Genomic DNA, 13,937 nt, shown 5'->3' with positions numbered 1-13,937 from the left:
ATGTTATGAAGATATTAATTGATAATATTAATGTTAAGTTTGAATCGATTGTAGATGTTAATCAGCCGGATAGTTTAATTGATGCAGGTTTTTTACAGTTTGTTATAGGATATACTAATGGAGGATATTTCTTTAACTCTGCATTACATTTGTATGGTTTTAATACAGAAGATAATCATGATATTAAACATGTAAATCGGCTACTTTTGAATGAATATGGAAGTATTTTCGAAGGGCTATATAGTTTTGGAGAAGATATTTTTGGTAATCAGTTTTGTTTTTCAGCTAAAGGAGTTTTCTTTTTTAATATAGAGATAGGAGAAAAGGATTTTTTATGTTTAACTTTTGACGAATGGTTATTTATGTTAGAAAATGAGACAGATTATTTGACAGGACAAATTTTTTCAGACATCATAATTAATCATGAATTACGACTATGTCCTAAAATACCTTTTGTTACCGGAGGTGAGTACAAAAAGGAAAACTTACGCAGTATGAATTTTCCTGATTATATAATTATCAATGCTAATATAGCACGGCAAATTTATAATCTTCCTGATGGAACTAGCGTAACCATAAATATTGTCTAAATAAAAATCTGTTATTATCTACTCTCTATTTATTACACTTATATTTTATCATTAATTCAAAAAAATAATAGTAAAATAATAAAAGTGGCAAAATTGTGCTATTATTTGAAAAGATTGTGCTATCCTAAAACGTTATAGTAATCTACTTTTGGTAATATAACCTTTAATATTACTATAAGTATGAGTTCAATAGTTTCAAGACCGCAGTTTAAAGAAAAGTATGATAACTTTATTGGCGGCAAATTTGTACCACCTGTTAAAGGCGAGTATTTTGACAACATTTCCCCTATAGACGGAAAACCTTTTGCAAAAGCAGCCCGCTCTACTAAAGAAGATATAGACCTTGCTCTTGATGCTGCCCATGAAGCATTTAAAACATGGGGTAAGGCCTCTCCGGCATACCGTAGCAGTGTACTTAATAAAATTGCCGATGTTATGGAAGCCAATCTGGAATACCTGGCAACGGTAGAAACCATAGATAACGGTAAAGCAATACGCGAAACCCTTGCAGCCGACTTACCCCTTTGTATAGATCATTTTAGGTACTTCGCCTCAGTAATAAGAGGAGAGGAAGGTACAATATCAGAACATGACGAAAACACGGTTAGCATCGTTTTGCATGAGCCTATAGGTGTTGTGGGACAAATTATCCCGTGGAATTTCCCGCTGCTTATGGCTACCTGGAAAATTGCACCCGCTATTGCCGCAGGTAACTGTACAGTGGTTAAGGCTGCCGAACAGACTCCGGTTTCCATTATCGTATTAATGGAGCTTATTAAAGATGTGGTGCCGCCGGGAGTAATAAACATTGTAAACGGTTTTGGTGTTGAGGCAGGTAAACCACTGGCAACCTCACCAAGAATAAGTAAAGTATCGTTTACGGGAGAAACCACCACCGGTAGGCTTATCATGCAGTATGCTGCCGAAAACATTATCCCGTCTACTATGGAGCTGGGAGGTAAATCACCTAATATTTTCTTCAAATCTGTAGGCGATGCCGATGATGAGTTTTTTGATAAGGCAGTAGAAGGTGCTGTAATGTTTGCCCTTAATCAGGGTGAAATTTGTACGTGTCCGTCACGTATGCTGGTACACGAAGATATTTACGACAAGTTTATAGAAAGGGTAATAGCACGTACAGAGGCTATTAAAATAGGGCATCCGCTGGATAAAACCGTTGCAATGGGAGCACAGGCTTCAAACGACCAGTATGAAAAAATCAAATCCTATCTTAAAATTGGTAAAGATGAAGGTGCACAGGTGTTAACAGGTGGTGAGGTAAACCAACTGGATGGCGAACTGGGTACAGGTTACTACATTCAGCCAACAATCTTTAAAGGGAATAACAAAATGAGAATTTTCCAGGAAGAGATATTTGGTCCTGTGGTATGTGTTACTACCTTCAAAACGACCGAGGAGGCTATTGAGATTGCTAACGATACTCTTTACGGACTTGGTGCGGGTGTATGGACACGCGACGCACACGAGCTGTATCAGGTTCCAAGAGCCATAGAGGCCGGTAGGGTTTGGGTAAATAATTACCATGCATACCCTGCACATGCTCCGTTTGGCGGATATAAAAAATCGGGCTTTGGCCGTGAAAACCATAAAATGATGCTTGAGCATTACAGGCAAACTAAAAACATGCTGATTTCTTACGACAAAAAGAAATTAGGCTTTTTCTGATTTTAGAGTTTGGATTAAAAGGCAGGCCGTACCATAGCCTGTCTTTTTTTATAATATGATATTGATACAACCAACCAAAAATAATTACTATGTTACCAAAAACCATGAAAGCTGCAGTGGTGCGCGAGTTTGGCAAGCCATTGCAAATTGAGGAAGTAGAAGTAAAGCGCCCGGGGCGCAATCAGGTACTGGTTAAGGTTATCGCCAGTGGCGTTTGCCATACCGATCTGCATGCTGTAGATGGCGACTGGCCTGTTAAACCTAAAATGCCGCTTATACCGGGACACGAAGGGGTAGGCTATGTTGTAGCCGTAGGGCCAGATGTTCATAATGTGAAAGAAGGTGATGCTGTAGGAGTGCCGTGGCTGTATAGTGCCTGTGGAGGATGTGAACACTGCATTACCGGATGGGAAACCCTGTGTGAGAGTCAGCAAAACGGAGGGTATAGTGTAGACGGTGGTTTTGCCGAATATGTTATTGCCGATGCCCGTTATGTGGGTCACCTTGGGAATAATCCTAACTTTTTAGAGATGGCTCCTATACTTTGTGCAGGGGTTACCGTATATAAAGGCTTAAAGGAAACCGATACCAAGCCGGGTGAGTGGGTTGCCATATCGGGCATCGGCGGACTGGGGCATGTAGCCGTACAGTATGCCAAAGCGATGGGGCTGCATGTGGCTGCTATTGATGTAGCCGATGATAAACTGGCACTGGCAAAACGACTGGGTGCCGACTTAGTTGTTAATGCTAAAGAACAGGATCCCGGGACTTTCCTGAAAAAGGAAACCGGAGGTATGCATGGTGCACTGGTTACGGCAGTTTCGCCCATAGCCTTTAAACAGGGACTGGAAACGCTTAGGCGTAAAGGTACGCTTGCTCTTAACGGACTGCCACCGGGAAGTTTTGACCTGCCTATTTTTGATACCGTACTTAACAGGATTACCGTGAGGGGATCTATCGTTGGGACACGAAAAGACTTGCAGGAAGCCATACAGTTTGCACAGGAAGGAAAGGTAAAAGCTAATGTTACTGCTGCTAAACTGGAGGATATTAATGATGTTTTTGACAAAATGAAAAAAGGAGAAATTGAAGGACGTATGGTGCTTCAGGTAGCCGAAGGATAATATGTTATCGGTTATTCCGGAAGTTCTGTTTTCCATTTAGGGCGTAATGCAATGAAGTAGAGAAATCTCATAATCGCTTTTTGGATTTTTCTACAAGGTTAAAATAGAACTTTCGGAGTAACTTTACTAAAACTACTGTTATGTATAAAAGAATTGACTGTACACCACAGGGAGCAGAACTTATTGCAAAACTAAAAGACAGGCACGGCGAACTCATGTTTCATCAAAGTGGTGGGTGTTGTGACGGAAGTCAGCCCATGTGTTTTGAGAAAGGAGACTTTAAGCTGGGTTACAGCGATGTGTGCCTTGGCGTGGTTGAAGGCTGTGAGTTTTGGATGAGTAAAGACCAGTTTGAATACTGGAAACACACGCATCTTACCCTTACAGCGGTAGAGGGCAGGGGAGCCAGTTTTTCGCTCGAAATACCTTATGGTATGCGGTTTTTAATAGAGTCGAGGCTGTTTACCGAAGAGGAAGCCAATGACCTTGAACCGCTTAAATATCTTGAAGATTAATTAATGTATAACTGTTGGTATTGCTTAGGGGTAATACCTTCATGTTTTTTAAACAGCCTGATAAAATAATTACAGTCCTCAAACCCCGACTGGAAACATACCTCGTTTACCTGTATGCCCGGGTGTTTTAAAAGCTGCTTGGCCTGTTTTATTTTTTCGTTTAATATAAACTCCAGTGGTGTCATGCCCAGTTCGCGCTTAAAGTAGCGATAAAACGATGTGGTACTCATACATGCTTTTTCACTAAGGTCTTTAAGGCTTAGGTTTTGCGTAATATTGGTTTTAATGTATTCGGCAATTACATGCATGGCACTTTCATTGTCACCTCCTGACTGTAAGGTTTTAGGGCTGTTAAGCCCCTGTATGGTTTGTGACTGCACAATGCGAACCAGTAACTCCTGAAGGCTGAGGTCTACTAACGCATCTTTAGTGACCGATGTACTCATGCATTCCTTTATCAGTTTATTGATAGATGTAGCCAGTTCGGTATTATTATAAAAGAAGTAATTTTCGTGGTCCAGCTTCCAGATGTTCTTACCGTCTTTAGGGTAGCGTTCGTTCAAAAAATTAAGGGTACTGCTAATCTTGTCATGGTCTATGGCAAGGGCGAGGCACTGTGTAGGGTTGTGGGTAGAGGCTTCGGGGAAGTCAATACGCATTTCTACATTAGAGGGTACAATAACCGTTTCTCCCGGCAGGTACTCAAACTCAGGGTCATCAAAAAGATGCATTACCTTTTTTCCTCTTAGCATACTGGTCACTACAAGATCGTTAAACTTTAACGGAACCAGCTGTGCTTCCTTGTAGGTTTCAAATATGTTGAGTTCGCAGTTATCCAGTGAATAAACCGACCTGTTTTCCACCAGCGTTTTTAGTGATTTTTCTGTAGTAAGCGCAGGGGTGGTGAGTAATTTTTTGGAGTGCATGGCAGTAAATTAAAGAGTTAAAAATTACTAAAAATTTTTGAATAATACAATTAGAGGTGGTGTTAAAAATTAAAATCCTAATGAAAATCTATGCTGGTTGCGATTGTTTATATTTGAAAAAAAAATTAGCCAAACACCTTAAATAATGAAGAAATACTTTTTGATATTACTGTTTATACCATTGTCTTTTATTTCATGTATGGAGCCTATAGAGTTTTTTGATTATAGTAACGAACAGGATTTAATTGGACTGAAACGTTTTTTTAAAAACGAAAGTTTTCAGTATCAATTATTAGGCAGTTATAGTTATAAGGGTAAAGCTATTATAGGTGATTATATTATTGATGATAAGTATACGCTTCACATTATTAAAATTGATAGTTTAACTAAAAACTATAATCTAAATGTTGTAGGTAATAAATCTTTTAGCAATGTTAACTCTTCATATAATATACTTGAAGGAGGAAACTATGAGTTAAAATATAATCTGGCTAAACTGTCTAAAATAAAGGAAAAGGAATCAATACATTTTTCTTCTGATGGTGAAATGGAAAAAATATTTTCAAATGATACCCTTAGTGTTTATAGTACAGAGTATAATTATCTTACTGCTTATTTTAATGATAAACCTGATGTAAGGATGTATGTTGAAGAGAATAAAAGAGGTAAACTTAGGTCTGATATTGCTTTTTTTAGGAAAGAAGATAGTGTTTATCTTTTAATCTTTAGTGAGGCTTACTTACCAACATCAACCCCAATCTTGAATGCGGGAGATATAATGCAATATATTATGAAGAAAAAGTAAATCATAAAAATGAAAAATCCCGTGGTTAATCACCAACCCACGGGATTTTTTCGGTTTAAGAATATAGATATTGAATCAAAAAAACAGGAAATACCTATCCGAAATATTCCTGCAATTCTTCCTTTTCATATTTAAGTGGAAGTGAAACGATAAAGGATGTGCCCTTATCCTTTCCGGCACTTTTGGCTTCAATAGTACCGTGGTGTAGCTCTACAAACGATTTGGTTATGGATAACCCTAATCCTGTTGAGGTTTCCTTACCCGTAGGTTTGGAGCTTAGTTTAGCAAACTTGGTAAACAGTTTGCTAATGTCTGCCTGGCTTAATCCCTGTCCTTCGTCCTGTACCTCTATACGGATAATGTTTTCTTCCTGCCTTGCAATTATTCTTACGGTAGTGCCGGCATAAGAATATTTAAGCGCATTGCTTACAAGGTTGTGCATAACATCAGAGATCTTGGCTTTATCGGCATATATTTTAGGCAGCTCAGGGTCGTGTTCCAGCAATAAAGCCTGGTTTTTCCTGTTTGCCAGTAATTCAAAACTCGTTAGTATTTTGGTAAACATTTCATTAAGGTCTACCTCTTCAATAGAAAGCGTAAGTCTGTGTTCGTCTTCCTCGGCCTGTTTTAAAACATCGGCAAGTTTGTTTTGTATACGGAGTACGCAGGCTTTAATCATGCCGCTCATCCTTTCAACTTTCGAACTGTCTTTGGTTAAAATCTCATTAGCCAGTTTAATGGAGGCCAACGGATTTTTTATTTCATGCAGTGCTATATTGGTAAGATCTATTTGCGACTCAATACTTTTGCGGTAGCGCAGGCGGCTTTCCAGTTTGTTTACAATAATTTTAGACAGTGTTTTAAGCATGTCCATTTGAGCATCGGTAGCTTCGCGGGCTACGTTGTCTATCACACAAACAGTACCTACAAGGTAACCTTCGGGTGTTTTTAAGGGTGCTCCGGCATAAAATCGTATACCGTCTTCGCCTACAACATAAGGACTTTCCATTAAATCAGGTGAAGTATGGGTATCGTTAAAAACGGTAACATTGTCATTAAGTATAGCCAGTGAGCATAAACTGTCTCTGCGATCTATCACATTATGAGGCAGTAGGCTAAGGTTAGACTTTAAAAATACCCTGTCCTGATCCACAAACGAAATGAAAGCACTGGTGGTGTTAAATATTTGTGCAGCCAGCAATGCAATCTTGTCAAACGCCTCTTCGCTGTGAGTATCTAGTATGCGATACTCATACAGCTTTTCAAGCCTTTGCATGTCGTTTGACGGGATTATGGATGTAGGTTTTGTATATATCATACTTCGTTAAAGAACAGTGCTTTTGTGTGGGAATAAACTCCTATTCTTCATCGAAGGTAAGTCTTAATTTCGTACAAATAAAACTTTAGCAGAATGTTATAACACTTACCGTGTTAAAGTATAAATTAACGCATTTGGTGTTCTTTTTCCACCTCATAGATAAGCGGAAGCGATACAAAAAAGGAAGTACCCATGTCTTTACCGGGGCTTGTAGCGTATATTTTTCCGTTATGCATTTCTACGAGAAACTTACATATGGAAAGCCCCAGTCCGTTTGAGGTTTCCTTACCTGTAGGCTTGGAACTGAGCTTAGCAAAACGGGTAAAAAGTTTATTGATGTCATCTTCATCCAGTCCCTGACCTTCATCCCTAAACTCCACATCGACCGAGGTGCAGTTACGGCTTACAAAAATGTTAATATCTGAATCAGGATAAGAATATTTTAACGCGTTACTAAGCAGATTGTGAAACACGTCGGTTATCTTTTTCCGATCTATAAAAACAGGAGGGATGTTAGTGTCATAACTCAGTGTTACGGTTTGTTTCTTTTTGTTAGCCTGTAGCTGAAAGGTGTCTAAAAGCGATTCGAAAATTTCTTTCAGGTTGGTTTCCTCCATACACAGTTTTTGCTGTACCTCTTCGTCTTCACTGTTTTTAAGCAGATCGTGAAGTTTTGTCTGTATACGGGTAATGCTGTCTTTAACCCTTACATACATGCTTTCACAACGGGTGGGGTCTTTTTTAATTACATCGTTAGCCAGTTTAATAGATGCTAACGGATTTTTTATTTCGTGGAGGGTAATGTTCATTAACTCATGCTGTGCCTTTAGCTGGGTTTTATACCTAAGGCGCATTTCCAGTTTATTTACAACCAGGTCGGCAAGGTTTTTAAGCATTTCCTGTTTGCGTTTACTAATATGACCGTAACGAGGTTTTTTATCGGCAACACATACGGTTCCCAGTAAATACCCTTCGGGACTTCGCAGTGGTGCTCCTACATAAAAACGAACGCCTCCTTTTTTCTTTACCAAAAGGCTGTCTTTCATGCATTCGTTTTCTGTAGCATCATGTATTATGGTACATTCGTCATCAATAATTGCCATACCGCACAGTGATTTTTCGCGGGGTATAACATTACCTTCAAACGGACTGATATTGGCTTTTATAAATACACGGTCATGATCTACAAAAGTGACAAAAGCATAAGGGGTTTTAAAAACTTTTGAAGCGAGCAGGGCAATTTTGTCAAAGGTATCTTCCGGGTGGGTATCAAGAATTTGATACTCATACAGCTTTTTTAAGCGCAGGCTGTCATTCTCCGGGACAAGTATGTCTGCAGTGTGATTCATGGGGTTGTGTGGTATTAGAAGTTAAAAAAACTTCCACAGTGTTAAATGCGTGTGAAAAACACTCTAAAGTACAATATTTTTTCGTAAAAACACTGAGCTTTAGAGTGTTATTTTGGCTTTTTTTTAACTTTTGAGGTTTTCCCGTAAAAAGGCTATTCCTCTTTTTGTCCCATCATCATTAGGTAGGCCTTAAGGAACTCGTCTATTTCACCGTTCATAACGCCGTCTACATCGCTGGTTTCATAGCCGCTACGCACGTCTTTAACCAGTTTGTACGGGTGCATAACGTAGTTTCTTATTTGCGATCCCCACTCAATTTTCATTTTGTTTGCCTCAATCTCGTCACGCACCGCCTGACGTTTTTTCAGCTCAATTTCATAAAGCTGCGATTTTAGCAACTGCATGGCTTTGGTTTTGTTATCCAGCTGCGAACGCGTTTCGGAGTTCTCAATAATAATACCGGTAGGGTGGTGGCGCAGTCGCACCGCTGTTTCTACCTTGTTTACATTTTGACCTCCCGCACCGCTGGAACGCATGGTTTCCCAAGAGATGTCTGCAGGGCTTATATCAATTTCAATGGTGTCGTCTGCAAGCGGGTACACGTATACCGATGCAAATGAAGTATGCCTTTTGGCATTACTGTCAAACGGAGAAATACGTACCAGTCTGTGCACGCCGTTCTCGCCTTTTAGGTAACCAAAGGAATATTCGCCCTCAAACTCAAGGGTAACGGTTTTAACTCCTGCAACCTCACCTTCCTGAAAGTTAAGTTCGCGAACCTTATAACCTTCTTTCTCGCCCCACATAATGTACATACGCATAAGCATAGAAGCCCAGTCACAACTTTCGGTACCACCGGCACCGGCAGTAATTTGCAGTACGGCACTAAGAGAATCCCCTTCGTCGCTAAGCATGTTTTTGAACTCAAGGTTTTCTATGTGAGCTATGGTTTGGCTGTACTGGTTATCCAGTTCTTCTTCGGTAGCATCGCCTTCCTTGAAAAACTCATAAATAACCTGTAGCTCTTCTGCCATCGCATTTCCCTTTTCGTAGTCTTCCACCCACTTTTTCTTAGAACGCAGGTTTCGTACAACAATTTCGGCCTCTTTGGCGTTGTTCCAAAAATCAGGAGCAAAGGTTTTCTCTTCTTCGTTAGTAATCTCGATTAATTTCCTATCGATGTCAAAGATACCTCCTCAGCGCACCAAGGCGCTCTATAATACCTTTAATTTGTTCGGTATTTGTCATAAATAAATGTAGTTTTGTATTGCAAAAATAAGCTATACTTTTCATAATATGGAAATAAATTTAGTAAGCGACACAGTAACCAAACCTTCTCACGACATGTTGCAGCATATGTTTAGGGCGAGAGTGGGCGACGATGTTTATAAGCAGGATCCTACGGTTAACGAACTGGAAGAATCAGTTGCAGAACTTTTTGGTATGGAGGCCGCTTTATTTTTTCCGTCGGGAACCATGGCAAACCAAACCGCCATTAAATTGCACACTAACCCGGGAGAGCAGGTAATATGCGACAAATGGGCACATATATATAATTATGAAGGCGGAGGAGCCTCGTTTAACAGCGGAGTTTCATGCAGGCTTTTGGATGGTGACAGAGGGATGATTACAGCAGGGCAGGTAGCCGAGGCGATTAACCCGCCCGATTTTTACCATAGTCCGTTAACGAGCTTAGTGTCTATAGAAAATACTACAAATAAAGGCGGAGGGGCATGTTATGACATGGAAAACCTGAAGCAGATAAAAGAAGTTTGTACCGCAAACAACCTTAAATACCACCTTGATGGTGCCCGCCTGTGGAATGCCCTTGTGGCAAGAAGGCAACACCCTAAGCAGTTTGGAGAGCTGTTTGATACCATTTCGGTTTGCCTTAGTAAAGGGCTTGGCGCTCCGGTGGGTTCGGTATTGTTAGGTAGTAAGGAAGATATGAACAGGGCGTTGCGTGTGCGTAAGATATTAGGCGGCGGTATGCGTCAGGCAGGTTATCTGGCGGCGGCAGGTTTATATGCTTTACAAAACAATGTAGGCAGGCTGGAAGAAGACCATAAAAGAGCTAAAGATATAGGTAACCTGTTACAGCAGTTACCGTGGATAGACAAGGTTGAGCCTGTGGAAACCAACATACTTATATTTTCCCTTAAACCACAATACAGTGAAGCCGACCTTATGGAGAAGCTAAAGCATAAAAGTATCCATATCAGCTCGCTGGGAAAAGGAAAACTGCGTATAGTAACACACTTGGATTACAAAGGGGTAATGCACGATTTTGTAATGGAAACATTGCAGAAGCTTACTTTGTAGTTTTAGGGCTCCGGGTTGTTTGTTTCGATTTGTCATCTTTACGGAGGAAGAATCTTAAAATTATATCATGAAAAAATACTTGATTTTCTTATCATTGATGTTTTTGGTATCGTGTAATTTTGCTCCGGGTAGCTATCCATATGCAGAAATATATACCATAGAAGTTGGATATAATAATTTGATACAGGCGGTTGAGGAATTTAAAAGGACTCATCCGGAATATATTGTACCAGATTCCGTAGGATTATACGATGGTAAGAGTGATCGGCCTGATGATCATTGGTATCATATTTATTTTTATAACAAAACTCAAAATAAAATACTTTATACTTGGGTAAGAACGTCTGATGAGGGCTGTTCATTTGCTTTTGTAGCAGTTAATGATGGTTTGAAATTAGGTAACTGGAAGTATATAAATAAAGATTTTTCAAGTAAAGAAAACAGGCTTGAAAAGCAATACTTTGAAACAGAAATCCTGAATTATATTAGGCAATCTCTTTACAATTAAAAAAGCGCGGACAATTAATCCGCGCTTTTTTAAATCTTTCAATCTTAAATTTTAAATAGATTTTATTTAAACATATCCATTCCCGGTATGTTAGGCATGCCGTCTTTAGCTACAGCACCAAGCTCGGCTTCGTTAACCGATGTTGCTTTTGCAATAGCCTTGTTCATAACCAGTACCAGGTAATCTTCAAGTTGTTCTTTATCTTCTAACAGTTCATCTGCCACAGTAACCGATTTTATTTCGCGGTTAGCAGTAAGAGTAACTTTTAACAGTCCGTCATTACTTTGCTCATCTACCAGTACGGTGTCAAGTCTTTTTTTGGTTTCTTCCATTTTTTGCTGGGTTTCCTTAATCTTACCCATCATACCCATAATATCTCCAAACATAGTGTTGATTTTTATTTGTTTTTGTTGCCGTAAAATTACCAAAATAAAAATGTTTTTTACACAGTTTTAATGCTGCTTTAACGGTGTGGTAGCCTGCTGTGGGGCAGATAGCCGTAAAGAGGAAGATTTTTGAAGAAAGTGTTTTTACATTCTTTTTATAATAAGGAGGTTATTAACCATTGATTGTGCAAAGATTTTTTGTATTTAATAAAAATTATCTGCTAAAAATATTAAATTGCAGGTTTGAATAATAATCATTTAAAAGAATGAAAAAACACTTACTTTTAAGTTGTGTTTGTGTTATTTTTGCATGCGACCAAACTAAAAAATCTGAAATGACAGAAACCGTCGCGGCACCCGTGGCCGCAATTAAACCAGAAAAACTGGAAAAACACGGAGATGTTAGGATCGATAATTACTACTGGTTAAATGAGAGGGAAAACCCGGAAGTAATAGACTACCTAAACAAAGAAAACGAATACTACCAACAGTGTACTGCCCACACCAAGGAGTTCCAAAAGGAATTATTTGAGGAAATGAAGGGCAGGATTAAAGAGGACGATTCTTCTGTCCCTTACCTTTACAACGGTTACTACTACATTACCCGTTATGAAAAAGGTAAAGACTATCCTATTTATGCCCGTAAGAAAGGAAACCTCGATGCCCCTGAGGAAATTATGTTTGACTGCAACGAGCTTGCAAAAGGACACAGTTACTTTCAGCTAAAAGGAATCAATATTAGTGAGGACAACCAGTGGGCTGCTTTTGCGGTAGATACCGTTTCAAGAAGGCAGTATACCATTCAGGTTAAAAACCTGGTTACGGGTGAGGTGCTTCCGTACAAAATTGAAAATACAACGGGAGGTTCAACCTGGGCCGGCGATAACAAAACACTTTTCTATACCAGGAAAGATCCTGTTACCCTACGATCTGAAAAGATATACAAACACAAAATGGGTAACGATGTGGCTAAAGATGAATTGATTTTCCACGAGGAAGACGACACCTTTAACACGTTTATATATAAAGAGAAATCAAAAAAATATCTTGTAATAGGTTCAAGCAGTACGCTTACCAGCGAATACAGGATACTTGATGCCCAAACTCCTGATGGCGAGTTTAAGCTTTTCCAGAAAAGAACACGCGGACTGGAGTATGATATTAGCCATTATGGTGATAAGTTTTACATTGTAACCAATAAGGACAATGCGACCAACTTTAAGTTAATGGAGACTCCGGAAACGGCTACAGGTATGGAAAACTGGAAAGACCTGCTTTCTCACCGTGAGGATGTGCTTATTGAAGGGGTAGATATCTTTAAAAACTACCTTGTGGTAAGCGAACGTTCTAACGGACTTAACAAAATACGCATCCGCCCTTGGGACGGTAGCGAGGAATACTACCTTCCTTTTGATATAGAAACTTATACTGCTTATACTACTACCAATGTTGATTTTGATACCGATGTGCTTCGTTATGGCTACCAGTCTATGGCGACACCAAGTTCAGTTATCGACTTTAATATGAAAACCCGCGAAAAGACCGTAAGGAAAGAGCAGGAGGTACTGGGTGGTAAGTTTGATAAAAACAACTACGAAGAGAAAAGGGTATGGGCTACTGCCGAAGACGGTACCAAAGTACCTATCTCTATGGTATACCGCAAGGGTATTAAAATGGATGGTAATAATCCGTTGTTATTATACGCTTACGGTTCGTATGGTGCAAGTATGGATCCATACTTCTCATCCATAAGGCTTAGTTTGTTAGACAGAGGGTTTATTTATGCCATTGCCCATATTAGGGGAGGTGAAGATTTAGGCCGTGAATGGTATGAAAACGGAAAACTGCTTAAAAAGAAAAACACTTTTACCGATTTTATAGACTGTTCCAAATATGTAATAGAACAGAAATATACTTCGGCTCAGCATTTGTATGCCGAGGGTGGTTCGGCAGGAGGACTGCTAATGGGTGCTGTGGTAAACATGGCTCCGCAACTGTACCACGGTGTTATTGCACAGGTACCGTTTGTAGATGTGGTAACTACCATGCTTGACGATTCTATACCGTTAACAACAGGAGAGTATGACGAGTGGGGGAACCCTAACGAAAAAGAGTACTATGATTACATGAAATCATATTCGCCTTATGACAACGTAACAGCTCAGGAATATCCTAATATGCTGATAACAACAGGACTACATGATTCCCAAGTACAGTACTGGGAACCTGCCAAATGGGTAGCTAAATTAAGAGCCGTAAAAACCGATAAAAACCAGCTGTATCTTGACACCAATATGGACGCAGGGCATGGCGGGGCTTCCGGAAGATTTGAGGCACTAAAAGAGGTTGCTAAAGAGTATAGTTTTTTACTAGATTTGGAAGGAATTCAGGAGTAATTAAATTTTTTT

General features: G+C 39.4%; 13 protein-coding genes. 8 read left to right on the top strand and 5 right to left on the bottom strand.

Annotation, left to right across the window (positions count from 1 at the left end; genetic code table 11):
* Nucleotides 1–5 precede the first annotated feature (5 nt).
* The 4 genes from GN157_RS12415 (at nt 6) to GN157_RS12400 (ending at nt 3,915) form a co-directional block, all read left to right on the top strand.
* Nucleotides 6–590: an SMI1/KNR4 family protein gene (locus GN157_RS12415; RefSeq protein ID WP_157483713.1), complete on the top strand. Its 585-nt coding sequence runs from the start codon at nt 6–8 to the stop codon at nt 588–590.
* Between the two features lie 180 nt (nt 591–770).
* A complete protein-coding gene (locus GN157_RS12410; RefSeq protein WP_157483711.1) occupies nt 771–2,276 on the top strand; it encodes an aldehyde dehydrogenase family protein in 1,506 nt (501 codons plus the stop codon).
* Nucleotides 2,277–2,365: 89 nt separating this feature from the next.
* Nucleotides 2,366–3,400 carry an alcohol dehydrogenase AdhP gene (gene adhP / locus GN157_RS12405; protein ID WP_035134837.1) on the top strand — a complete coding sequence of 345 codons (1,035 nt, stop codon included), beginning with the start codon at nt 2,366–2,368 and terminating at the stop codon, nt 3,398–3,400.
* A gap of 140 nt (nt 3,401–3,540) precedes the next feature.
* Complete coding sequence (locus tag GN157_RS12400; protein WP_157483710.1) at nt 3,541–3,915, top strand: DUF779 domain-containing protein; 375 nt, start codon at nt 3,541–3,543, stop codon at nt 3,913–3,915.
* On the opposite strand, the gene GN157_RS12395 is transcribed toward GN157_RS12400, so the two are convergent.
* Nucleotides 3,912–4,841 carry an AraC family transcriptional regulator gene (locus tag GN157_RS12395; protein ID WP_157483708.1) on the bottom strand — a complete coding sequence of 310 codons (930 nt, stop codon included), beginning with the start codon at nt 4,839–4,841 and terminating at the stop codon, nt 3,912–3,914. The genes GN157_RS12400 and GN157_RS12395 overlap by 4 nt on opposite strands.
* A 145-nt stretch (nt 4,842–4,986) precedes the next feature.
* On the opposite strand from GN157_RS12395, the gene GN157_RS12390 reads away from it, so the two are divergent.
* Nucleotides 4,987–5,646, top strand: coding sequence for a hypothetical protein (locus tag GN157_RS12390; RefSeq protein WP_157483707.1), 660 nt, complete (start codon nt 4,987–4,989; stop codon nt 5,644–5,646).
* Between the two features lie 94 nt (nt 5,647–5,740).
* On the opposite strand, the gene GN157_RS12385 is transcribed toward GN157_RS12390, so the two are convergent.
* The 3 genes from GN157_RS12385 to prfB form a co-directional block, all read right to left on the bottom strand.
* Nucleotides 5,741–6,964: a GAF domain-containing sensor histidine kinase gene (locus GN157_RS12385; RefSeq protein WP_157483706.1), complete on the bottom strand. Its 1,224-nt coding sequence runs from the start codon at nt 6,962–6,964 to the stop codon at nt 5,741–5,743.
* A 125-nt stretch (nt 6,965–7,089) separates the two neighbouring features.
* A complete protein-coding gene (locus tag GN157_RS12380) occupies nt 7,090–8,313 on the bottom strand; it encodes a GAF domain-containing sensor histidine kinase (RefSeq protein WP_157483705.1) in 1,224 nt (407 codons plus the stop codon).
* 152 nt (nt 8,314–8,465) lie between these two features.
* Nucleotides 8,466–9,561 (bottom strand): peptide chain release factor 2 gene (gene prfB / locus GN157_RS12375; protein ID WP_157483704.1). Its coding sequence is split into 2 segments (ribosomal slippage): nt 8,466–9,497 and nt 9,499–9,561, totalling 1,095 coding nucleotides; the frame shifts between segments, so codons are not numbered across the junction.
* Between the two features lie 48 nt (nt 9,562–9,609).
* Between prfB and GN157_RS12370 the strand changes: the two genes are divergently transcribed.
* Nucleotides 9,610–10,635 carry a threonine aldolase family protein gene (locus GN157_RS12370; protein WP_157483703.1) on the top strand — a complete coding sequence of 342 codons (1,026 nt, stop codon included), beginning with the start codon at nt 9,610–9,612 and terminating at the stop codon, nt 10,633–10,635.
* Between the two features lie 67 nt (nt 10,636–10,702).
* Entirely contained in the window at nt 10,703–11,143 is a 441-nt protein-coding gene (locus GN157_RS12365; RefSeq protein WP_157483702.1) for a hypothetical protein, read from the top strand.
* A gap of 62 nt (nt 11,144–11,205) precedes the next feature.
* Here the strand turns inward: GN157_RS12365 and GN157_RS12360 are convergent, their stop codons facing one another.
* Nucleotides 11,206–11,529 (bottom strand): YbaB/EbfC family nucleoid-associated protein, encoded by a 324-nt coding sequence (locus tag GN157_RS12360; protein ID WP_157483701.1) that lies wholly within the window; start codon nt 11,527–11,529, stop codon nt 11,206–11,208.
* A 266-nt stretch (nt 11,530–11,795) separates the two neighbouring features.
* Here GN157_RS12360 and GN157_RS12355 point away from each other — a divergent pair, with 266 nt between their 5' ends.
* Nucleotides 11,796–13,925, top strand: coding sequence for a S9 family peptidase (locus tag GN157_RS12355; protein ID WP_157483700.1), 2,130 nt, complete (start codon nt 11,796–11,798; stop codon nt 13,923–13,925).
* The last annotated feature ends 12 nt before the right edge of the window (nt 13,926–13,937 follow it).

It is taken from the genome of Flavobacterium rakeshii, from assembly GCF_009741375.1.
Classification (GTDB): domain Bacteria; phylum Bacteroidota; class Bacteroidia; order Flavobacteriales; family Flavobacteriaceae; genus Flavobacterium; species Flavobacterium rakeshii.
This window is presented reverse-complemented; position numbering and strand designations above follow the sequence as displayed.